The sequence below is a fragment of the Flavobacterium sp. 38 genome, assembly GCF_057799715.1.
Window position 1 is genome coordinate 307173 of the sequence record NZ_JBYNWZ010000003.1, and the last position, 24633, is coordinate 331805.

A 24633-nucleotide genomic window follows, 5' to 3' on the forward strand; every position below is an offset into this window, starting at 1 on the left:
TTCATTTTAGAAGAATCTTGGAGATTTATCAAATCCTTTTCCTAACAAGTCCAAATCAAACAATAGCATAATTTCGTGCGTTCCCGAATTAAACTGTCCGAAGTTTGTAAGCGTGTAATCATAGGCATAACCTACTCTCAGTGTCGGCGTGACATTAATATTGAAAAGCGCGCTTACAGAATCATCAATTCTGTAGGCTGCTCCAAATTCAAATTTTTCGTTATACAAAACATTCGCTGTAACGTCCAAAGTTATAGGCGCACCTTTTACAAATTTGGACAAAAATGCTGGCTTCAATTTCAGTTTATCATTCAACTGAAAAACATAACCAGCTGTCAAAAAAGTATGCATTTCTTCAGAACCAAAAGCATTAACTCCCGATTTTTCTTCTATATAATCTGATTTCAACAAATTCGGAACAGATAATCCCACATAGAGATTATCCCTGAAGTAGTAAGCTCCCACTCCAATATTGGGTTTTGTTGCATTTATATTTTGTGCAAAAGCAAAATCTGTATCAGGGTCTGTAAATCGAAAACCGTTAAAATTGCTTTGCATGGATGAAAATCCTGCTTTTACACCCAAAGACAATTTATCTTTTTTGCTTAATTTTAAAACATACGCAAAATCGGCATAGACATTATTTTCTTTTTTAGCACCGTCTCCGATATCGTCAGAAACAAATGAGATTCCAGCTTCTATTTTGTCTGTAATGGCGGTATGTCCAAAAAAGGTAAATGTTTTTGGAGCACCGTAAGCACCAACCCATTGCGTTCTGTACAATCCTCCAAAATTCATCATGGCGGGAACTCCAGTCGCATACGCAGGATTGATGACGCTCATATTGTACATATAGTGCGTATATTCTGGATCTTGCTGCGCCGAAACGGATAAACAGAAAAGGAAATTTATAAGGAGTATTATTTTTTTCATTCGAAAATTATATTAAAAATGTAAAAAGAGATTTATCGATTCAAATAAAGACGGCCTTGTTTGGGCGGTTTATTGTCTTTATTAAAATGCAGCACATAAAAATAAACTCCGTTGGGTGCGATACCTCCAGCGATACCACTCTTTTCGTAATTTTTGCCATCCCAAGCTGGTTTACTATTATCTCCTTTATACATTCCATTTCCATATCTGTTATATATTTCTAGTGTATAATTTGGATATAAAAATTCAATATCTTTTATCACAAACGAATCGTTTACACCGTCTCCATTCGGCGAAAATCCGTCTGGAACAAAGAAATCATACTGCTCGACTTCGCAGTCCTGAAGTGAAACTTTTACTTCCTTATAATTTTCTGAAAGACATCTTGTGGTTTCATTTAAATCGTATCCGTAATAAATGGCATTATGAACCAATAATGTAGCTGAAGGCAATAAATTTCCATCTACAGCATCGTACCAAGCAACTGTTGAAGGAACATTTGTTTTTGCAGACAGATCACTAATTCTCGGATTTGCCAATCCGCAAAAATCTGATGTTTCGGTCATTTCTGGCGCTGGCGTATCATTGATAATTACCGAAACTTTTGCAGGTTCTGAGGTACAGCCCGCTGCAGAAGTTTCTCTAATGAAATAATCTTCTGTTTTTAAAACATAATCGGCGGCAAGCGGAGTTGTTGCCGTCGCCGAATTATACCATTTGTATTGGGTTCCTTTTGGCTCTAAATTAGCTATTACCGCTCCATCAACTTTACAAAACTGCTGATTGATGACGATTGGCGCAGGCGGAATTGGATTTATTAAAAAATCGTCTGTAACATTAATTAAATTGACATCGCAATTGGTAACCGTGTTGGTTAAATTCAATAATGTAATTTTTGTCGAACCTGTATTTAAAAGCAATTCTGCTGGAATAACAAAATCTAACTTTCCATTTGTCACGGCTTTACTAACAACCTGAACTATTGAAGAATTACTTTCTGAAAGTAAATATGAAATACTAGCATCGGTTAAATTTCCTAAACCAGAAACTGCTACCGTAACTGGAGCATTCAAACAGAAATCTTTAACTGCGGCCGTTACCGTTACCGCATTCGGCAACGGATTTATATTTAGATTCCCAGCAACATTAGCGGTGTTGGTACACTGAGGCGCAGGATTTGTAATATTGGTTATACTATAAATGGTAATTACTGATAATCCGCTTCTTGCATTGAGGATTCCTGGAACTACGAAAGAAGCTTTTCCGCCAACCGACTGCATTTCTGCTGTTTCGCCTAGAGCCAGATTGTCCCCATTTATATTATACGAAATACGATAAAGACCGTCAAGCAACTGAGGCGCTGTAACTTGAATTGTCGCATCATCATTTTGACAAACAGGAAGCGCTGCCAATGTAGCATTAGTTAAACGCGGCAACGGATAAATGGTTAAAATTGCCGAAAACGGACTAAAGATATCTGCACATAATCCTTTGCTTGTTGTAGAAACTATGCGGGTAACAGTAATAGTATATTCCCCAACTTGTTTAAAATAAGACGATCGTATGGGAAAGTTGAATACTCCATTTACAAAATTAGCCTTTGCAATTTCAGATCCTGATGCTCCTGGTCCACTAACAGTAAAACTAACATTATATTCTCCATTCGGAATAGGATCGGATCCTTGCGTAATTTGTGCCGAATAAGTTACTGTTGCAATTTCAGATTCGCAGATATCTTTGCTGACCTCAATTTTTGATCCCGTGAAATCAAGTCTTTTTTCGAGCAAAATTTTTACAGTAGCGTCTTTGTTTTCACATATATTACTATTAGGTTGAGCCAAAACGGTATATTTATAACTATATTCTCCTGGCCCATAATTATCAAACACTTCTTGAAGGTTAATATTATGATCTGTTGGAGAAGTTAGTCCTATACCATCCCAAGTACCTCCCTTGTCCTCTTTTTCCAATTGGTCAAACAAATCCAAATCGGTATATCCAGCCAAATCGGTAGTTCCGCATAATTCTAAATGTGATGGTTCTCCTGCTTTTGGACCTCTCAAAATGGTCACTTGTACATTAGTCGATTTTTCATCTGGAGAACATGCTAATACAGCTGGTACGGTATAGATAAAGTGAAGCGTGGTTTTTTCGGTTATAGCTTCAACATCTATCATGGCATTTACTGGTGCGCCCGTGTCGGTTGTCCACCAGCCATTTACGTGAGGAGGCATTACTTTACTGTCAAAAGCTGTAAAAAGATTAAACTTTTTGTCTTCGTTACAAATCGTTGCTTCAGAACCTACTCCAACGTATGCGCCAATTGTAATCGTGACTACAGCTTTGTTATCTGTACAGCCAGAAGTTGCTGGAGCTGTGTATGTATAACGATAAGTTCCGCCTCCTAGAATATACTGCGCATTCAAAATACCAGTAGAAGGATTAAGCCCTTTCAAATTATTATTATCTGTCCATGTCCCACCTGGAACTGGCGAACCTCCTAATAAAGAAAATAAATTTACCGCCTGATAAATCGGATTGGTGACATCGCAAATTAATTCGTTTACGTTATCATCACCAGCACATTGTGCAGTTAGTTTTGAGGGAAATACAGTAAAAAAAATAAAAAACAATACAAAATGTAGGTAGCTAATGTAGTTTTTTGCCATAGATTAAATTTTTGCTAAACATAAGAAAATATTTAACTAAAAAACTAATTTTTAACAAACTTATTTTCACAAAAAGAACACAAATCTACATTACAGCATTATAAAACACGCTTTTACGATAAATTAAAAAAAATGCGATTAACTACTTTTTACAATTCATCTTCAAGCTTAAATCTAAATTTAATGACTAGACTATTTCGCTCTACTTCCATATTTATCCAAACATCATCTTCTGATTTTAGGAGATTGTTTATTTGCTGCAAACTATATCTATAAGGCTGAGTACTATTAATGCTGACAATAACATCTCCTTTACGCAAACCGCATTTCTCAGCTGCCGAATTCTTACGCACATTTACAATTTCGTAAACCGGTTTAAGAGCAAATTTATATTTAAAATTATTGTTATTTTTATCTTTTTCCTGAAGCTCATCCATCGAAGAAGCAACTCGCACTGTTTCTAAATGCACTGTTTCCTGCACCCACTGAAGTCCGTTGTGCTGAATCGTGATTCCGCTCTTATTATAGGTGAAAGGCTCTCCAAACTTGCTGTTTCTTTTTAAGTACAGTTTTTTTCCTTTATAATCCAAAACCAGAGTAAATCGTTTCAACACTTCACCACCAACAGAACCAATACGTCCTGGAACCATCTTAACGTTTCGAATCGAAATAGAATCAGGAAAAGAGACAATTGGTTTTTTAAAATCAAATTCATCGATCGAAATTTTATCAATTTTTGCGCGATGCCCTTCAATGTCGCCGCTAAATCCTTTTCCTAAGAAATCAGGAAAATTTTTATTTGGGAGTTTTATTTTATCGTTTTCAAAAATCCAGAAGGCATCACTATTTCCAATATCAATTAAAAGTTTTGCTGGAATCTCTTCATTATTAACTGTAGCGGTTGTCATAATATAAGGTTTTGCCCTTTCTACAGTTATCGGAACCATTTTAAACTTTTTATCTAGTTTTTCTTGAAACTTATCGCTCTTAGCATGAACTATGATTTTCTTTTTCTGATAATTCACTTCGACAAAATTATTTCGAAAGAATTTATGCCCAATAATTCCGTTGACGGGAATTCCGATATGAGAAGAAAGATTAAAGCTTTGATCCAAAATAATAAAAACCATATGATCATCGGATTTCAGACCATGTGTTTCTAAAATGTTTTTTGTCGATTTTAAACCTTCAATCTCCTCCTCGCTTCCCAATCCACGGAGTTTGATTTTGGCCACATTATTAAAGCTGACCTCCTGTTTTTCTTCCATACTAAACAGAATGGTTTCTTCGACACCCGAATCCAGCAGAAAATTCAGCTCTACTCCATTCACTTTTATAGGAATAAAAACAAGGTTATTAATCAATTTAAAAGGAATTGTAGCCCTAGTCGCATTGTTTTCCAATAAAAAATCGCCTTGCCCAAAAAGCAAAAAAGGTAAGAATAACCCAAAAAACAATACTTTATATTTTTTCATTGACAATATTTTATTATAAAATTAGTAAATATATTTATTATTGTTACATTTTTGGAAGTACCCGTATTGTTTACGTTAAATTCGAAAAAAAAATGCAAATTTGCACTTCAATAATTTATACTCATGCCGACAATTTCACACAAGGGAAAAAACATGCCCGAATCTCCGATACGCAAGCTGGCTCCTTTTGCTGATTTAGCAAAGAAAAAAGGACACAAGGTGTATCACTTAAACATTGGTCAACCGGATATCAAGACACCGGAAGTGGCCATCGAGGCGGTAAAAAGTATTGATTTGACTCTTATAGAATACAGTCCGTCTGCCGGATATGAAAGCTATAGAAAAAAATTAGCTCAATTTTACCAGCGCCAAAATGTAAACGTTAACACAGAAGACATCATTGTTACAACTGGTGGTTCTGAAGCCTTACTTTTTGCACTGGCCACAATAACAGATCCAGGAGACGAAATTATTATTCCAGAACCTTTTTATGCTAATTATCACGCGTTTGCTTCTTCTACAAGTGCAACTGTAGTGCCTCTTGTTTCTACTATTGAAACGGCATTTGCTTTGCCAAGTATTGATGAAGTCGAAAAGCTAATAACACCTAAAACAAAAGCCATTCTGATTTGCAATCCTGGAAATCCGACTGGATATTTATATTCTGAAGCCGAAATTAAACAGTTAGCTAGTCTAATTAAAAAACACGATTTATATTTAATCGCTGATGAAGTATATCGTGAATTTTTGTACGATGGCGACGATGTACATTTTTCTGTAATGAATCTAGAAGATGTACAGCAAAATGTAATCATGGTCGATTCTGTTTCTAAACGTTACAGCATGTGCGGAGCAAGAATTGGCTGTTTGGTAACTAAAAACAAAGAAGTGCTTGCAACGGTAATGAAATTTGCCCAAGCACGTTTGAGTCCGCCAACTATTGAACAGATTGCTTGTGAAGCTGCAATTGATACGCCTCAGAGTTATTTTGACGAAGTTATTGGCGAATATAAAGAACGCCGCGACACTTTAATTGCCGAATTAAACAAGATTGACGGTGTTATTGTAACAAAACCTAAAGGGGCTTTTTATTGCATTGCAGAACTTCCAATAGAAGATTCAGACGCTTTTGCACAATGGCTTTTAGAAAGTTATGATCTAAATGGCGAAACGGTAATGATTGCGCCTGCCAAAGGTTTTTATTCTACACCAGGAATGGGACTTAATCAGGTTCGTATTGCTTATGTTTTAAACAAAAAAGATTTGATTACAGCAGTAAATATTTTAAAGGAAGCTTTACAGGTTTACAACAACAGATAATCAGTTCGTTATAATAAAATTTTCAAAAGACAATAGCCCTTTCGTTATTGTCTTTTGTGTTTTAAATCCTGTTATTTAAAATGTAAATTGAATTATAATCAAAAACGATCAATTAAATCCTAAAAACCATAGAAAAGGTTTCCCATTTATTAATTATCTTTACCGCCTTAAAAAAGGAATACACATACTAATAGTAGTTTTTAATGATAAACAACGAAGAATTTTTAGACGAAATAGGAGACAATCACTTTAGCAGTAATGCAAAAAACCCTTTAAGAGAGGATGCTTTTGATATAACTGACGAAGAAAAAATAGAAAAAATTAAAAAAGATGTCGAAAGCATTCTGCAAACTTTAGGAATGGATTTGACAGACGACAGCATTAAAGGAACTCCAAACCGAGTTGCTAAAATGTTTGTAAAAGAAATTTTTGGTGGTCTTAACCCAGCAAAACAGCCAAAAGCTTCTACTTTTGACAATAATTATAAATATGGCGAAATGCTTGTAGAAAAAAACATTACGGTTTACTCTACTTGCGAACACCATTTACTGCCAATTATCGGACGTGCTCACGTAGCGTATATCTCAAGCGGACGCGTTATCGGTTTATCAAAAATGAATCGTATCGTTGAATATTATGCAAAAAGACCTCAAGTTCAAGAGCGTCTTACTATGCAGATTGTTCAAGAACTGCAAAAAGCTTTAGGAACAGAAGATGTTGCCTGCGTTATCGATGCGAAACACCTTTGCGTAAATTCTCGCGGAATTAAAGATATCGAAAGCAGCACTGTAACTTCTGAATTCGGAGGAAAATTCAAAGACGCACAAACAAAAAGAGAATTTCTTGACTACATAAAATTAGATACTCAGTTCTAAAAAAGTTTATTGTTTTTGGTTAATTGTTTATTGTTCTGATGGCAAAAATTGAAAAATTTGAAGATCTGGAGATTTGGAAACTGGCACGAGTGATTTGTCAGCAGGTTGAATTTCTCATTCAAAACACCAATTTAAAAACTAATTATTCTTTAAGAGATCAAATTGATCGAAGTTCAGGTTCTATAATGGATAATATTGCCGAAGGTTTTGAACGAAATGGCAACAGGGAATTTATTAATTTTTTAAGTATCGCAAAAGGTTCTGCTGGAGAAGTAAAATCACAATCTTACAGAGCTTTTGATAAAAAATTAATTAATGAAGAGCAACATTCAAAACTAAATGAAACGGTTGAATTGGTCAAAAATAAAATTGGCGCGATGATGAATTATTTAAATAATTGCGAGATAAAAGGACTAAAATTTAAATAATTTTATAGACAAACTAAAAACAACAAACAATAAACAACAAACAGATTAAAATATGCCGTTATATACAACACAACCGCTAAAAATATACAATTCACTTTCGGGTGAAAAAGAAGATTTCAAACCAATCCATGATGGAAACGTTGGAATGTATGTTTGTGGACCTACGGTATATAGCAATGTTCACTTAGGTAACGTGAGAACTTTTATGTCTTTTGACGTAATCTTCAGATATTTTCTGCATTTAGATTACAAAGTTCGTTATGTTAGAAATATTACCGATGTTGGACATATCGTAGATGATGTGGATGAAGGTGAAGATAAAATTGCCAAAAAAGCACGCTTGGAGCAATTGGAACCAATGGAAGTGGTACAGCGTTATACTGTAGATTTTCACAACATTCTAAAAGCGTTCAACTTTTTACCTCCAAGCATCGAGCCTACAGCAACTGGACATATTATTGAACAAATCGAAATTATTAAAAAAATTATCGATAAAGGCATTGCTTATGTTGCCAACGGATCTGTATATTTTGACGTTGTAAAATATAACGAAACCAATAATTACGGTATCTTAAGCGGTAGAAATATCGACGATATGCTGGCAAATACTCGTGATCTTGACGGACAGTCTGACAAAAGAAATCCGCAGGACTTTGCACTTTGGAAAAAAGCGGAACCAGAACATATCATGAGATGGCCTTCTCCTTGGAGCGATGGTTTCCCTGGATGGCATTTGGAATGTACTGCAATGAGTACTAAATATCTTGGAAATCATTTTGATATTCACGGAGGCGGAATGGATTTAAAATTCCCTCACCACGAATGCGAAATCGCTCAAAATGAAGCTTGCACGGGTCAGGCTCCAGTAAATTACTGGATGCACGCTAATATGCTTACGCTAAACGGAAAGAAAATGGCAAAATCGACTGGAAATAATATTCTTCCAGGCGAAATTCTTAGCGGAGACAACACTATTCTAAGCAAACCCTTTTCTGCTTCGGTAACTCGTTTTTTCATGCTTCAAGCACATTACAGAAGTATTTTAGATTTTTCTGATGATGCAATTGTTGCCGCTGAAAAAGGATACAAAAGATTAATGGAAGCACTTGATGCTTTACCAAATCTTACTGCAGGAGCTTCTAGTTCTATAGATTTTGCTGCATGGAAACAGCTTTGCTACGATGCAATGAATGACGATTTCAATACGCCAATTTTAATTGCGCAGTTGTTTGAAGCGGTTCGTTATATCAATTTATTAAAAGATGGCAAAGAAACTATTTCTGCTGATGATCTTGCCGATTTCAAAAAAGCAGTAAACGCTTTCGTATTTGATGTTTTAGGACTTAATGATGATAAAGCTGCTGACGGTGACAGTGATAAGCTAGACGGTGTTGTAAATATGCTTATCGGAATGAGAAATCAAGCTAGAGCCGATAAAAACTTTGCACTTTCTGACCAGATTCGCGATCAGTTAATTGCTTTAGGAATTCAGCTGAAAGACGGAAAAGAAGGAACTACGTTTAGTATTCAGTAAAAAAAAGTATTCAGTGTTCAGTTTTTTAGTGATCAGCTTTAAGCTAAAGATTAACGGACTAAAAGTAGACGACGCTAAGAATTGATTATCTAAATGATTTATCATTTTATATTTTTTTACTGAACACTAAAAAAACTGAACACTGAACACTAAATTATGAAATTTCTAATCTATCCGTTTGTACTGCTGGTTCGTTTTTATCAAACTGCCATTTCTCCGTTTACACCTGCTTCCTGCAGATTTGAGCCGACATGTTCGACTTATATGATTCAGGCACTGCAAATTCACGGATTGTTTTATGGCGGATATCTAGGCGTTAAACGTATTTTAAGTTGTCATCCTTGGGGAAAAAGTGGTTACGATCCTGTGCCAGAAAAGAAATGCAGTCACAAACATTAACTTTTTAGAAAACGGAACTTTACATTAAATATTTATTTTTACAGATATAAAAACATTCATACATGACACACGCCTTAAATTTAGTTTGGAATCCTTCTGAGGGAATCAACTTAGGATTTTTTATGATTCGCTATTACAGCTTAATGTTTGTAATTGCTTTTGGCTTAGGATGGTTCCTAATGAAAAAGATTTTCGAAAGAGAAAACGAGTCGATTGAAAAACTAGATTCTTTATTTGTTTGGACTGTTCTTGCAACTCTAATTGGAGCACGTTTAGGTCATGTTTTCTTTTACGATTGGGAATATTTCAGAAATCATTTATTAGAGATTTTCCTTCCATTTAAATTCGAACCTGAGTTTCAATTTACAGGTTTCCAAGGATTAGCAAGCCACGGAGCTGCCATTGCAATTATTATTGCCATGTATTATTACAGCAAAAGAATCTTAAAACGTTCATTATTGTGGATTTTAGATCGTGTAGTAATTCCGGTTGCAAGTGGCGCTATTTTTGTCCGTTTAGGAAATTTCTTTAATTCTGAAATTATTGGTCACGAAACTTCATCTGCATTTGGAATTCGTTTCTTACACGACACTTTCAGCAAAGCCGAAGCAGTACAAAAAACTGGAATTGCAGATCCAAAACAAGCGTATAATGCAATAGCAACAGATCCAAAATTTGCAACATTGCTAGCAGAAGTACCATCGAGACATCCTACTCAATTGTACGAAGCTATCTGTTATGTTTTTGTTTTCGCTATCTTGTTCTTTTTATACTGGAGAACAAATGCAAGACTTAAATCTGGTCTTCTATTCGGTTTATTTTTAGTGCTTTTATTTGTTGTTCGTTTTATTGTAGAATTTGTAAAAGAAAGCCAGGGCGGTTTTGAAAACGAACTGGGCTTATTCTCAACAGGACAATGGTTAAGTATTCCATTTATTATTATTGGACTTTTCTTTATTATTAGAGCACAGAGAAATCCATTGGCAGAAGCATAGGTTATTTTAAAATAAAAAAAACGAATCCTAAATTCTAAAATAGAGTTTAGGATTTTTTTTATTATAAAGTATTTCATCGAACCTGAAAGGTTCAAATGTTTATAACGAATTTATCGTCCGGAATTATACGACCCCTTCGGGGTCGCATGCTACCTTAACAAACGATATCTATAAACATTTGAATCCTTCGGATTCTGATGTTAAAAATAGAACTCAGGATTTTAAAAAATATACAAACACCTCAAATGAACCTGAAAGGTTCAAATATCTATAGCAAATTAATCCTGAATTATTTTACGACCCCATCGGGGTCGAATGTTAACCGCAGAAAACAATTTCTATAAACATTTGAATCCTCCGGATTCTGATGTTGTAAATATGCTTTAAATAAAAAAATGATCAATATCTCACTTATTAGGTATTTTCTTTTTATAGCTGATAAGAAATACCAAATTCAATATTCTTTGTATTATAGCCTGCATTACTGCTTCCTAAGCCGGCATTCGAAACATGCCTTACACTCGGGCGGATATCAAATCGAAACTCATGATATCTTGCAGTAAAACCAAAAGCTAAAACATCTGCAAAAGCAAAACCTTTAGACATTCGTTCTGTTTCTGTATCTGTAATCATCGGCCCAATACTTCCTAAAATATAAAACGAACAAACTTTACCGATAGGCTTTCGAATTAAAAAACCACAATTAAGCACATATTCTCGAACATCTTTTAATTGCGTATACTCATCTCTTTTTTGCTGATAATTGGGCGTTTCAGGTTTCACGAAATAGAAATTCAACAATTGATGCTTCCCAAAATTAACCTCAGGCTGAATCAATATTTGATATTGAAAATGTTTTGCTTCTTTTAACTTGTAATATACCTGAAGTTTATAAAAGTGATTTGTAAACGTGTAGTTTCTATTATTAAACTCACTTCCAAAACCATAATTAAAACCGAGGGAGAAATGCGAATTATTCTGCTGTGCCGTCATTTTTAAAGCTAGAAGAAACAGTAAGCTTAAAAGTAATTTTCTTGTCATAAATTGTTTTGAAATTCTATTTAAATATAGCACAAAAAAAAAGATCCAGCTTGCGCTGGATCTTTTTTATATAATTAAAACAGTAATTATGCTTTATTGTGTTTGTCTTCGATTGTATGTTTCTCATCATTAGAAATCGTATCAACCAATACTGGAGTTGCGATGAATAATGAAGAATAAGTACCAACAATAATACCAATTAACATTGCGAAGATAAATCCTCTGATAGACTCTCCACCGAAGATAAACATCGTTAATAATACGATGATCATCATTAATGAAGTATTCAATGTTCTTGATAATGTAGTATTAATAGAAGCGTTTACGATATCTTCGAAGCTACCTTTACGGTTTCCGATGATAAACTCTCTTACCCTGTCAAATACAATTACCGTATCGTTCATAGAGTATCCAATTACAGTCAAGATCGCAGCGATAAAGTGCTGATCCATTTCCATGTGGAATGGCATGAATTTGTAGCATAAAGAGTAGATTCCTAATACAAAGATAACGTCGTGCGCTACTGCAGCGATCGCACCTAATGAATACTGCCATTTACGGAAAGATACCATTAAGTATAAGAAAATAACCGCCATCGCACCAAGAACCGCCCAGTAAGAGTTAGTTTTGATATCCTCAGAAATAGAAGCACCAACTTTAGAAGCTTGTAATACACCTACTGTTTTACCATTATAAGAGTTGGTAAATTTATCGTAAGAAGTATTTGGGAAATATTTCTGTAATGCTGCATATAATTTTTGGTTCACTTCTTCATCGATAGCTACACCATCTTCTTTAATTTTATATTTAGTTGTGATTTTCAACTGATCATCATCACCTAAAATTTTAGCTTCAACCGGAGTACCAAAAGCAGCAGACAATTCATCTGAAACAGCAGTTGCATCAACTGGTTTTTCAAATTTAACTTGGAATGTTCTTCCTCCAACAAAATCAACACCTTCATCTAATCCGTTAACGAAGAAGATAGAAACTAAACTTACTACTGTTACAATAGTAGAGAAGATATATGTGAATTTTTTAACTTTAATAAAGTCAAAGTGGAAGTTTGTAAACCAGTTTTTAGTAATATTTGTAGAGAACGTTAAATCTGCTTTTCCTGCAATGTTTCTGTCGATAAAGATTCTAGCAATAAAGATTGATGTAAACAATGAAGTTACGATACCAATTAATAATGTTAATGCGAAACCTTTAATTGGACCTGTACCGAAAATAAATAAGATCGCTCCAGTTAAAACGTGAGTAACGTTTGCGTCAATAATAGAACGCATTGCACCATGCCATCCGTAAGAAGCTTGAACTGCTTCTGAAAGTGATTTACCTTCACGCAATTCTTCTTTTGCTCTTTCGTAGATAATAATGTTCGCATCTACCGCAGTACCCAATGTTAATACGATACCTGCAATACCTGGTAATGTTAATACAAAACCAAAACTTGCCATAATTCCGAATAAGAATAGTAAGTTTAATAATAATGCAAGGTTAGCATACCAACCAGCTTTACCATAATAGAATACCATCCAAACGCAAACTAATAAGAAACCTAATACAGAAGAAATTGTACCTGCGTCAATAGCTGCTTGTCCTAAAGATGGACCAACAACAGTTGACTGGATAATATCTGCAGAAGCTGGTAATTTACCTGCATTTAATACGTTAGCTAAATCTTTAGTTTCAGCTACATCAAATGAACCTGTAATCTCAGATCTTCCTCCAGCAATAGGACCGCTTGTAACACCTGGAGCAGAATATACGATATCATCTAATACAATAGCAATGTAGCTTTTTTGAGCGAATGCTCTTCCTGTAAGTTCTTCCCAAACTTTAGCACCTTGGCTGTTCATCTGCATAGAAACTGCAGGTTTACCCATTTGGTCAAAAGTATCTTTTGCATCAGTTACAACACCACCGCTCATTGCTGGATTATTGTCTCTGTTTCCTTTTAAAGCGTATAATTCAACAGCTTCGATATCTGCTGCGCTTTTAATATCTTTTGCTTTAGGATCTTTAATAGTTGTTGGCTTACTCCATACAAATTTTGCATAGTGTTGGTCAGCAGCTAATAAAACTCTAATTTCTGGTCTTTTTAAATAATCATTGATAGCAGCAGTATCTTTAGGAGCGAAATAACCTAAAACTGGTCCGCCACCTTGAACGATCATTTTATCAAATAAAGGATTGTTTCCTTTTTTAACTTCTGAAGAATCTTTAGCATCAGTTAATAATGCATTTAATGAATCTTTAGCAACTGTTTTAGTTTCAGTCTTTTTAACTTCAGTTTTCTTCAAAGCTTCGTTTGCTGACACTAAGAAATTACCAATTTCTTCAACTTTATAAGTTTCCCAAAACTCTAATTGAGCTTTTCCACCTAATAATTTTTTAATTCTATCAACATCTTTAGCACCTGGAAGCTCTACTAAGATTCTTCCTGTTTCTCCTAATTTTTGAATGTTTGGCTGTGTAACACCAAATTTGTCGATACGCTCTCTTAATACTTTAAAAGCACTTTCTACAGACTCATCAACTTTTCTTTTGATAACTTTTTGAACCTGTGCGTCAGACATTTGAAAATCTACACCACCTTCTCCTTGAAGACTTCTGTTTGCGAAGATATCTGGAGATGCTAATTTTACAGAACCTTTTGAGTTTGCTTCAAAAGCTTCAAAAAACTTATTTAAATACGTTTTGTTTCCTTCTAAATTTGCAGAAGCATCAGCTAACGATTTATTAAATACTGGGTTTTTAGAGTTGTTAGCTAAACCTTTTAAAACATCTTTAATAGAAATTTGAAGAATCACGTTGATTCCTCCTTCTAAGTCAAGACCTTTGTTTAGCTGTTTGTTTTTCACTTCGTTATAAGTGAAATCAGTAAAACCAAGATTTAATACTTTTTCTTTACCAATAGAATCTAAGTATTTCAGCTCTTTATCAGGATTATCTCCTGCAAAAGCTTTAGCTTCACTTTTGACACTATTTGCCACAAAAGTGAATGATAGTTGGTAAATACTTACCAATGCAAATAGAATTGCGAAAAATTTAATAAGTCCTTTATTCTGCATTATTACTAAAAATTAATTATGTTTTATTTTTGTTTTTGTTTTAAAGTCCCATAAAATAAGCCCTGACATGATTTTTTAAAACAAAAATACGAGATCACGAATTACCAATTTTTTTTTAAACCGAGCAAATATATTATTTACGAAAATATTAACCAATTTATTTATTAATTAATCTCAAAAAAAAAGCTGCAAAAGTGCAGCTTCTTTTCTTTTTTGCGGTTTTTATTATACTAATATGGATTTCAAGGCATCATTCATACTTCGAACTGCATCTGCACTTTTGGCAAATAATGCTTTTTCCTGATCATTTAAATTTATATCTAAAATTTCTTCGACTCCATTTTTACCAATTATACACGGTACACCTATGCAAATATCATTCTGTCCATATTCACCTTCAACAAACACAGAACAAGCAATCATTTTCTTTTGATCGTTTAAAATACTGTCTACTAAATACGCTACAGAAGCTCCTGGAGCATACCAAGCAGAAGTTCCTAACAGACCTGTAAGAGTTGCTCCTCCTACCATGGTGTCTGCTGCAACTTTTTGCAAGACTTCTTCTGAAAGAAATTCTGCAACTGGAATCCCGTTGTAAGATGCCAGACGCGTTAACGGAATCATAGTTGTATCACCATGACCTCCTATTACCATTGCCGAAATATCATTTGCAGGTTTATCTAATGCCAATGAAAGATAAGTTCTAAAACGAGAACTATCCAAAGCACCACCCATACCTATAATTCTATTTTTTGGAAGACCAGTAGCTTTTAAAGCTAAATAAGTCATAGTATCCATAGGATTGGAAACTACAACAATAATGGTATCTGGAGAATACTTCAACACATTCTCAGCAACTGTTTTTACAATTCCTGCATTGATGCCGATTAATTCTTCTCTTGTCATTCCTGGTTTTCTCGGAATTCCTGATGTAATTACAACTACATCACTTCCAGCAGTTTTAGAATAATCATTGGTAACTCCAGAAACTTTGGTATTAAAACCTGTGTTTGTAGCACACTGGGTAATATCCAACGCTTTACCTTCGGCAAAACCTTCTTTAATATCCAACAATACTACTTCACTTGCAATTCCTCTATAAGAAATAACATCTGCACATGTAGCTCCAACATTTCCTGCTCCTACAATGGTAACTTTCATATTTTTTACTTTATCGGTTATTAATTTATTTTTGTCTCTTCCTTAAAAAGACAATTCGTTTAATTGTCTAGTAAATTTAAACAATTAAACGAATTGAAATTATTAATTTTTCATTTTATGCGTCAATATTTGCATAAACTGCATTTTTCTCGATAAACTCTCTACGTGGTGGCACTTCATCACCCATTAGCATAGAGAAAACTTGATCTGCTTCTGCAAGGCTGTCGATATTTACCTGACGTAAAGTTCTAAAGTTTGGATCCATTGTAGTTTCCCACAATTGCTCTGCGTTCATCTCTCCAAGACCTTTATAACGTTGAATATTGGCACTTCCACCCATTCTTTCGTTAGCCTGATCACGCTGAACATCATTCCAAGCATATTCTTTTTTATTTCCTTTTTTAACTAAGTATAAAGGTGGCGCTGCAATATATACGTGACCTTCTTCGATTAATTCTTTCATGAAACGGAAGAAGAACGTTAATATTAAGGTAGAAATGTGGCTACCATCGACATCGGCATCACACATGATGATTACCTTGTGATATCTTAGTTTTTCAAGATTAAGCGCTTTACTGTCTTCTGCAGTTCCTACTGTAACTCCTAAAGCAGTAAAGATATTTCTAATCTCTTCGTTTTCAAATACCTTATGATGCATTGCTTTTTCAACATTCAAAATCTTACCACGTAATGGCAAAATTGCTTGAAAGTTACGATCACGCCCTTGTTTTGCTGTTCCACCAGCCGAATCTCCCTCGACAAGGTAAACCTCACATCTTGCTGGATCCTGCTCAGAACAATCTGATAATTTTCCTGGCAATCCGCCGCCGCCCATAACAGTTTTACGCTGTACCATTTCACGCGCTTTTTTCGCTGCGTGACGTGCCTGAGCTGCTAAGATTACTTTTTGGATAATCAATTTTGCATCATTTGGATTTTCTTCCAAATAATTCTCTAACATTTCTCCAACCGCCTGAGAAACTGGAGAAACAACCTCTCTGTTTCCAAGCTTGGTTTTTGTTTGCCCTTCAAATTGAGGCTCTGAAACTTTAACCGAAATAATCGCTGTTAATCCTTCACGGAAGTCATCTCCAGCAATTTCGAATTTTAATTTATCTAATAAACCAGAAGCATCTGCATATTTTTTAAGCGTTCTTGTCAAACCACTTCTAAAACCTTGCAAGTGCGTTCCTCCTTCGTGTGTATTGATATTATTTACGTAAGAGAAAATATTCTCTGTATAACTTGTATTGTAGATTAAGGCAACCTCAACTGGAATTTCGCCTTTATCATTATCCATACTGATAACATGCGAAACAATTGGCTCACGGTTACCATCTAAATAACGAATATATTCTTTTAGACCTTCATCTGAATGAAACACTTCGCTTCTGAATTCGCCTTTATCATCAACTTCTCTTTTATCTGTAAACGTAATTGTTATTCCTTTATTAAGGAAAGAAAGCTCACGCATACGTGCAGAAAGTGTATCATAAGAAAACTCAGTTGTCTGAGTAAAGATTGTATCATCTGGAAAGAAAGTCTGACGAGTACCTCTTTTATCAGTTTCTCCAATTTGTTTTACCGGATATAAAGATTTTCCTCTTTCGTATTCCTGCTCATAAATCTTACCTTCTCTAAATACAGTAGATTTCATGTGAACAGAAAGTGCGTTTACTACAGAAACCCCAACCCCGTGAAGACCTCCAGAAACTTTATATGAATCTTTGTCGAATTTACCTCCCGCACCAATTTTAGTCATTACAACCTCAAGTGCAGAAACTCCTTCTTTTTTATGCAAGTCAACTGGAATACCACGACCATTATCTTCAACAGTAACAGAACCATCCTCGTTTATTGAGACACTAATAGTATCACAATGTCCTCCCATCGCCTCATCAATAGAGTTATCAACAACCTCGTAAACTAAATGGTGTAGTCCTCGAACCCCTACATCACCAATATACATCGACGGACGCATTCTTACGTGCTCCATCCCTTCTAATGCCTGAATACTATCTGCTGAATAATTGTTCTTCTTGATTTCTTCGCTCATATAATTTATTCTAATAAATGTATTTATGTCTAACACGCAAATATATAAAAATGCAGGCTATATACCCAGTAAATTAAACGTTAAAGCGTGTAAGTTATCAACAGAAACTTGAATTTAAATTCCAATCTCAAACCTTTGCGCTAAAAATTCCAAATTCCAACGCTTAAATACTAAAGATACTGTAAAAAAACTAAAAATCCGAAACAGTTTCTGTTTCGGATTTTATACTATTTCCCAAATTGGAATTTGGAATTTTATTATTGGGATTTCAACACAATTGGAATTTGGGATTTATTTAATTGGAATTTCAATAAAAATTGGAATTTGCAATTTATTTTATTGGAATTTCATTCTAAGCAATAACATTAGCCTTCACACCTTCAAAATTTCCTTTCAAGTGTGCTGCATTTGCTCTTCCACTTGGATCAAGGTTTTCTTGCCATTTCGGAATCCATTTACGAACAGTTTGCGCCGCACTGACCTGTGGATAGAATTTATGAAAAATCGATCTGTACAGATACGCTTCTTTAGTCGTTGGCGAATTATACGGAAATTCTGCACTTGCTCCAGCCAATTGCTCATCTGTAACTTGTGAAGAACAGTATTCAATCAATTCATCAACCCAATTGTATCCTACTCCATCAGAAAACTGTTCTTTCTGACGCCATAAAACTTCTGAAGGCAAATAAGGATCTTCTGGAGTATCGAAAGCTTTTCTTAAAATATATTTTTCAACGCCATCATAATTTTTTGGCTGTTTTTCTTCTGTTTTAATTCGAATAGCAACATCTAAAAATTCGGTATCCAAAAACGGAATACGAACTTCTAATCCATTTGCCATTGTCGTTTTATCTGCACGCAGTAAATCGGCTGTAAAAAGCTTCTGCACTCTTTCTATAGTTTCATCTTGAAATTCTTCTTCAGAAGGCGCATTTCTAAAATACAAATGCCCTCCAAAAACTTCATCTGCACCTTCGCCCGACAAGATCACTTTTATGCCTTGATCTGCAATTGCTTTAGAAAGCAAATACATTGGAACACCAGAACGCACAGAAATAATATCGTAAGTTTCAATATGATAAATTACATTCTCCAAAACTTTAACCCCTTCTTCAACAGAGAAATGAATTTCGTGATGTTCTGTTCCTAAAAATGCTGCCGCTTTTCTGGCCGAAATATTGTCTGGCGCATCAGCATCTAATCCGATAGAAAAAGAATGCAGTTTTTCTCCCTTTTCCTTTAGCAATCTCGAAGTGATTGCCGAAATCAAAGATGTATCCAAACCTCCTGACAGCACAACTCCTAGAGGCACTTCTGCCAATAGCCGTTTGCGAGTAGCCTGAATCAGACTTTCGCGAATCAATTCTAAATCTAGCGGTTGAGTTGCTTTTTTATGATCTTCGTATTCTGGATGATAATATTTTACAAAACCGGTTTTTGCGGTATAATAATGTCCTGGAGGAAAAGTAGAAAACGATTTGCACTGATCAGCAATAGATTTCATTTCTGAAGAAAAATAAATTCTTCCTCTTTCGTCCAAACCATAATATAAAGGTTTCACTCCAATCGGATCGCGACCTGCAATATATTTATCACCGTCAACCAACACAAAAGCAAAATCTCCGTCTAATTTATTACAGAAATCGTATCCGAATTCTTCATAAAGATGCACAATTACTTCCGAATCTGATTCGGTTCTGAAAGTATGATTTTTTAAAACCGTATTTTTAAGTTCCTGATAGTTATAAATTTCCCCATCATGAATCATCCAAGCTTTATCAGTACCTTGAATTGGCTGTTTCCCAGAAGTAAGATCAATAATAGATAAGCTTTCATGACACAAAATACTGCCATTTTCCATAATATGAATATCGCTTTCATCAGGGCCGCGGTGCGACATTCTTTCAGAAAGTTCTTTTACAAGTTTGGGGTCTTTTCCTTTACCAATTACAGCTAATAATCCAGACATAATCTTTTATTTTATTATTCTATTTCCTCTAGTGTTCAAAATATAAATTGAACATTAAAAAATCATTAAAATTTTTCAGCGAAAGCAAAACTATGTATTAATTTTTGCTTTCAGCTATTAAATTGATTAAAATATTTAGAATTCAGTATCAATACAGCAGATTTCAAATATATTAAAAGAAAGTCAAACAACTGTATTTGAAAGTGTGCAAACTTTTTCAAATCCTATTATTTAACATCTTTAGACAAGAAAAACGCTCTCGGCTAGAGAACGTTTTTCCTAAAAAATATATACTAATTCTAAAAATTAAACTCTTTTTTTATGCCTTAACGTAAGCATCATCGTGAACATTGGCAACTGCTCTTCCAGATGGATCGTTTAGGTTTTTGAAAGCTTCATCCCACTCCAAAGCAATTTTTGTACTACAAGCCACACTTGCTTCTTGAGGAACGCATAATGCCGCTGCATCGCTTGGGAAATGTTCTGTAAAAATAGAACGGTAATAATACTCTTCTTTTGAAGTTGGTGTCTGCAATGGGAATTTGAATCTTGCGTTTGCCAATTGCTCGTCTGAAACTTCTCTTGCCACTACTTCTTTCAAAGTATCAATCCAGCTGTATCCTACTCCATCAGAAAACTGCTCTTTTTGTCTCCAAGCCACACTTTCTGGAAGCATGTCTTCAAAAGCTTTACGAACAACCCATTTTTCCATCGGGTGCTCTTTGTTGATCATTTTATCTTGTGGGTTGATGCGCATTGCAACATCCATAAATTCTTTGTCTAAGAATGGAACACGACCTTCAATTCCCCAAGCTGCTAAACTTTTGTTCGCACGTAAACAGTCGTACATATGAAGTTTTCCTAATTTACGAACGTTTTCTTCGTGGAATTCTCTTGCGTTTGGCGCTTTGTGGAAATATAAATATCCTCCGAAAAGCTCATCTGCACCTTCTCCCGAAAGAACCATTTTGATTCCCATAGATTTGATAACTCTTGCCATTAACCACATTGGAGTCGAAGCTCTAACTGTAGTTACATCGTAAGTTTCTAAGTTGTAAATTACATCACGAACTGCATCTAAACCTTCTTGGATTGTAAATTTAATTTCGTGATGAATAGTTCCAATATGATCTGCTACTTTTCTTGCTGCCGCTAAATCTGGCGAACCTTCTAATCCAACTGAGAAAGAGTGCAATTGCGGATACCAAGCATCTGTAGTATCATCTGACTCAATTCTTTTTTGAGCGAATTTTTTAGCTACAGCTGAAGTAATAGAAGAATCTAAACCTCCAGAAAGTAAAACCCCATAAGGAACATCACTCATTAATTGTCTGTGGACCGCAGCTTCTAGCGCTTCTTTAATTGCAGGAATACTTGTTTCGTTATCTTTTACTGCATCATATTCTGTCCAGTCTCTTTTGTACCATTGTACAAATTCTCCGTCTTTGCTTGACAAGTAGTGTCCTGGAGGAAATAATTCGATTTTTGTACAATATCCTTCTAAAGCTTTTAACTCAGAAGCTACGTAAAAGGTTCCGTGCTGATCCCATCCAATATATAATGGAATAATTCCCATATGGTCACGAGCAACAAAATATTCATCTTTATCAACATCGTAGATTGCGAAACCGAAGATTCCGTTTAATTCGTCAACGAAACTTACTCCTTTTTCTTTGTATAAAGCCAAAATAACTTCACAGTCACTTTCAGTTTGAAAGTTATATTTACCCGCAAATTGTTTACGCAGCTCTCTGTGGTTGTAGATTTCCCCATTTGCAGCCAAAACCAATTTTTTATCTTCTGTAAATAAAGGTTGTTTTCCAGACGCTGGATCTACAATTGCCAAACGCTCGTGAGAAAGAATTGCTTTATCATTGCTGTAAATTCCGCTCCAGTCTGGTCCGCGGTGACGAATGATTTTTGACATTTCTAATACTTGAGGTCTTAACGCTTCGGCTTTTTGTTTAAGATCAAAGGCACATACAATTCCACACATAATTCTATATTTTTGTTTTTTAAATTTTAATCTGATAGGGCAAAGATGGAATATTAGTTACAATTGAAAAACACAATAATCGATTTTAATTTCAATTTAAAACCATAATTACGCATTTACATATAAAATGTAAAATTTTGATATCAAAAAAAGCTTGAAACTTGAAAATTTCAATTTCGAACAGAAAATTGCTTTAAAACTTAAAGTTTTAGAGAAATATTTGAATTAAATTTTGAGTTATTTCTTTATGAATGAAAGATTCGTAAAGAGAAGAAGAAAAGTTGTTTTGGAATTGTATTTTATACAATCAATTCAAGTTTAAGTTTGTCATTTCCTAATTCGGAGTGAAAGACCTAAAAGTAATAATCTCGCAAAGTCGCTAAGACGCAAAGTTTCTTAATTGAAATAATGGTCGAAACCCGACAGGTTTTGGAAACCTGTCGGGTTTACATGCTTAAGCTTGACGAAACAAAAAAAGACTTTATCCTTTATTTTTCAAAAGTAATTTTCGAAGAAATATAATCAGGCATAGTCGCAACCGCTAACTTCAGTTTCGATTCGTTTATTTCTTTTACCTTTTCGTCTTTCAGATTGTAATTGTAATTATCAAATAAGTAATACATTAAAATCCTGTTATAATCATCCAGATTATTATCTTTTATCATGTTTAACAAACTTGTTTCAACTAGTTCTTTATTTGAACTTTCTGAAAGCGCACGACCAACTCTTCCGATACTTGAATAGTAATGATTTTTTGAGGGATTGTCAATTCGCAATGATATTCCTAGAATCAAATCCAGGACATTTATATCCAAGACTTCAATTTCTTTTATATAGGTACTTCGAGCGTCTTGAGCATAACTGCCATCACTTGCCCTGTCAAAACGATCGTTCATTATATTAAGATGAGAACGAAGGAAAATTTCCCATTTTACTGTCTCAGCAGAAAGCATTGCAATATTAAGCGCATGTACTCTCGGACCATTATCCATACTACAACCTCCGATAACATTCCTATTTCTTTTTAATTCTAACGCTTCTTCCTTACCTATATAGCGCTCAACATATTCTTCAAATTTATCATCAGAAAATTTCGTTATTTTGACTTGCGCTAATGCATCACGAAGCATAACATCAAAGTTTTTATCTGCCTTTCGAAGAGAATCTGCTCTTTCTAATCTCTGCGATTCCCACTCTTCCATTTTTTTATGGTACGCATCTAATTCCTTTTTTATCGCATCTTTTTTAGCAATTTCTTCCTCACTTTTTTTCTTTGCTTTTCCATTATTATCTAACTGATAAAATTGAAAATAAAATGAATATTTTTCTGAATCATAATCTGGTCTCTTTAAAACTTTCTCAACATAAGCATTAAATTTTGACGCTTTTGATGGCACTGTATCCAAATATCTTAAACCAGAATCTTTTGCAGTATCATAAAAAATTTGAGACGTTGTATCAACGAGACAATCTGAATATTGAATTAATCGAGCGTATTTTTCAGAAAGCGGTTTAGTATTAAAACCTTCTATAAAATAAAAAGCTTTTAAAGATTCATCTGAATATGAAGTTTTTTCATGATACTCCAAAACCCATTTTCCTTTGAAATCTGTATTAAGATCAACGTCTTTTTTGTTTTTCGTAATATTTTCTCCATCTCTGTTTCCCAAAGACACGCTTGAAAACTGAACTTTCTCTACATTATCATAATTAGTGTAATTCTCTTTTAAAACAATTCGATTCTCATCATAACGTGCTTTTCCATACTTAGCTTTAAAATCTGAATATGAGATGCCTTTTTCTAAATCTGCTTTTGCTTTGAGAACATCCGTTTTTGAGATTTGGATAAAGTTTGCTTTTGCCTGCCCGTAAGACCTAAAAGTTTTATCAAACTCACAGACCTTAAATTTTAAATTTAAAGAATCAACAATGTGCTTCAATTTAGAAACAGAATTTTCTGAGTAAATCAAACCATTATCATACACCTTAAATTCGGTGTTTTGAGCAGTTACATCCAAACAGATCAAAACCATAAAAGCAAATAGTTTTCTCATCATTTTCGTTTTTAAATTACTTATTCAACATTTTCAATCGTATAATGTGTCTTATTAATCTCAAATTGAAACCCAACCTTATTCCCCATTAAATGTGCCCCAAGCGGAGACTGCGGAGACAGCGCAATAACATTAATTCCGTCAATAGCGATTTTTGGAAGTGCAACACTTACATATAAATAAATGCCGTTGGCTTTTACCAAACTTCCTAAACTGATGTTTTCTGTAATTTTTGAAGGATCAATTTTTTCTAAAATCGCTATTTGAGCAATGGCTTCTTTTAGCTTGTTCGTCAATTTTTCTTGTTCGATATGCATCATAGACAGCGCCGTTTCGTGCTTATCGCCCGCAGAACCTTTAGCATCGTTTTTAGAATCTTCGGTTAAGTTCGAAATCATGTCTTTAAAAACATCAATTCTATCTTGAACCATTTGAGTATAATGAGAGTATATTTTTTCTTTGAAGTCCATAATTAATTTTGCCACGAAGGTGCTAAGACACAAAGATCGTTAAAAAGCATTTAAATATCTTACTGCCTAAAGAATTTCTATTTTTACAATTACAAAAATTTAAAAAGCCACAAATTCACGAATTTACTCCAAAAAATCCATGAATCCGTGGCTTAAAAAAAAGGCACTTCTATATTAAAAT

17 protein-coding genes are annotated in these 24633 nt (G+C 34.4%); 6 read left to right on the plus strand and 11 right to left on the minus strand.

Annotation, left to right across the window (positions count from 1 at the left end):
* Positions 1-6: 6 nt before the first annotated feature.
* The 3 genes from AC3E9W_RS10075 to AC3E9W_RS10085 all read right to left on the minus strand — a co-directional run bounded on the left by AC3E9W_RS10075 (position 7) and on the right by AC3E9W_RS10085 (position 5077).
* Positions 7-933 carry a PorP/SprF family type IX secretion system membrane protein gene (locus AC3E9W_RS10075; RefSeq protein ID WP_456893583.1) on the minus strand — a complete coding sequence of 309 codons (927 nt, stop codon included), beginning with the start codon at positions 931-933 and terminating at the stop codon, positions 7-9.
* A 32-nt stretch (positions 934-965) separates the two neighbouring features.
* Positions 966-3602 (minus strand): gliding motility-associated C-terminal domain-containing protein, encoded by a 2637-nt coding sequence (locus AC3E9W_RS10080; RefSeq protein WP_488768240.1) that lies wholly within the window; start codon positions 3600-3602, stop codon positions 966-968.
* A 149-nt stretch (positions 3603-3751) separates the two neighbouring features.
* The gene (locus AC3E9W_RS10085) at positions 3752-5077 is read right to left on the minus strand and encodes a PDZ domain-containing protein (protein ID WP_488768241.1); all 1326 of its coding nucleotides are present in this window, start codon (positions 5075-5077) and stop codon (positions 3752-3754) included.
* 123 nt (positions 5078-5200) lie between these two features.
* Between AC3E9W_RS10085 and AC3E9W_RS10090 the strand changes: the two genes are divergently transcribed.
* From AC3E9W_RS10090 to lgt, 6 genes are all read left to right on the plus strand, one after another.
* Positions 5201-6397 (plus strand): pyridoxal phosphate-dependent aminotransferase, encoded by a 1197-nt coding sequence (locus AC3E9W_RS10090; protein WP_488768242.1) that lies wholly within the window; start codon positions 5201-5203, stop codon positions 6395-6397.
* Positions 6398-6600: 203 nt separating this feature from the next.
* Positions 6601-7272, plus strand: coding sequence for a GTP cyclohydrolase I FolE (gene folE, locus AC3E9W_RS10095; RefSeq protein WP_125721400.1), 672 nt, complete (start codon positions 6601-6603; stop codon positions 7270-7272).
* A 38-nt stretch (positions 7273-7310) separates the two neighbouring features.
* A complete protein-coding gene (locus AC3E9W_RS10100; protein ID WP_488768243.1) occupies positions 7311-7700 on the plus strand; it encodes a four helix bundle protein in 390 nt (129 codons plus the stop codon).
* A gap of 52 nt (positions 7701-7752) precedes the next feature.
* Entirely contained in the window at positions 7753-9234 is a 1482-nt protein-coding gene (gene cysS / locus AC3E9W_RS10105) for a cysteine--tRNA ligase (protein WP_488768244.1), read from the plus strand.
* Between the two features lie 156 nt (positions 9235-9390).
* Complete coding sequence (yidD, locus tag AC3E9W_RS10110; RefSeq protein ID WP_488768245.1) at positions 9391-9633, plus strand: membrane protein insertion efficiency factor YidD; 243 nt, start codon at positions 9391-9393, stop codon at positions 9631-9633.
* A 62-nt stretch (positions 9634-9695) separates the two neighbouring features.
* Complete coding sequence (lgt, locus tag AC3E9W_RS10115; RefSeq protein WP_306156897.1) at positions 9696-10628, plus strand: prolipoprotein diacylglyceryl transferase; 933 nt, start codon at positions 9696-9698, stop codon at positions 10626-10628.
* Positions 10629-11057: 429 nt separating this feature from the next.
* Here lgt and AC3E9W_RS10120 read toward each other — a convergent pair whose 3' ends face one another.
* The 8 genes from AC3E9W_RS10120 to AC3E9W_RS10155 all read right to left on the minus strand — a co-directional run bounded on the left by AC3E9W_RS10120 (position 11058) and on the right by AC3E9W_RS10155 (position 24452).
* Positions 11058-11669, minus strand: a complete 612-nt coding sequence (locus AC3E9W_RS10120) for an acyloxyacyl hydrolase (protein WP_488768246.1) — start codon at positions 11667-11669, stop codon at positions 11058-11060.
* An 86-nt stretch (positions 11670-11755) separates the two neighbouring features.
* Complete coding sequence (secDF, locus tag AC3E9W_RS10125; protein ID WP_488768247.1) at positions 11756-14746, minus strand: protein translocase subunit SecDF; 2991 nt, start codon at positions 14744-14746, stop codon at positions 11756-11758.
* A 225-nt stretch (positions 14747-14971) separates the two neighbouring features.
* Positions 14972-15907: a malate dehydrogenase gene (gene mdh, locus AC3E9W_RS10130; RefSeq protein WP_488768248.1), complete on the minus strand. Its 936-nt coding sequence runs from the start codon at positions 15905-15907 to the stop codon at positions 14972-14974.
* Positions 15908-16022: 115 nt separating this feature from the next.
* Complete coding sequence (gyrB, locus tag AC3E9W_RS10135) at positions 16023-17963, minus strand: DNA topoisomerase (ATP-hydrolyzing) subunit B (protein WP_306156905.1); 1941 nt, start codon at positions 17961-17963, stop codon at positions 16023-16025.
* A gap of 352 nt (positions 17964-18315) precedes the next feature.
* Complete coding sequence (asnB, locus tag AC3E9W_RS10140) at positions 18316-19932, minus strand: asparagine synthase B (RefSeq protein WP_488768249.1); 1617 nt, start codon at positions 19930-19932, stop codon at positions 18316-18318.
* A 319-nt stretch (positions 19933-20251) separates the two neighbouring features.
* Entirely contained in the window at positions 20252-21928 is a 1677-nt protein-coding gene (asnB, locus tag AC3E9W_RS10145; protein WP_306156908.1) for an asparagine synthase B, read from the minus strand.
* Between the two features lie 488 nt (positions 21929-22416).
* Positions 22417-23985 (minus strand): hypothetical protein, encoded by a 1569-nt coding sequence (locus tag AC3E9W_RS10150; RefSeq protein WP_488768250.1) that lies wholly within the window; start codon positions 23983-23985, stop codon positions 22417-22419.
* Positions 23986-24002: 17 nt separating this feature from the next.
* Positions 24003-24452 carry a hypothetical protein gene (locus tag AC3E9W_RS10155; protein ID WP_488768251.1) on the minus strand — a complete coding sequence of 150 codons (450 nt, stop codon included), beginning with the start codon at positions 24450-24452 and terminating at the stop codon, positions 24003-24005.
* Positions 24453-24633 lie beyond the last annotated feature (181 nt).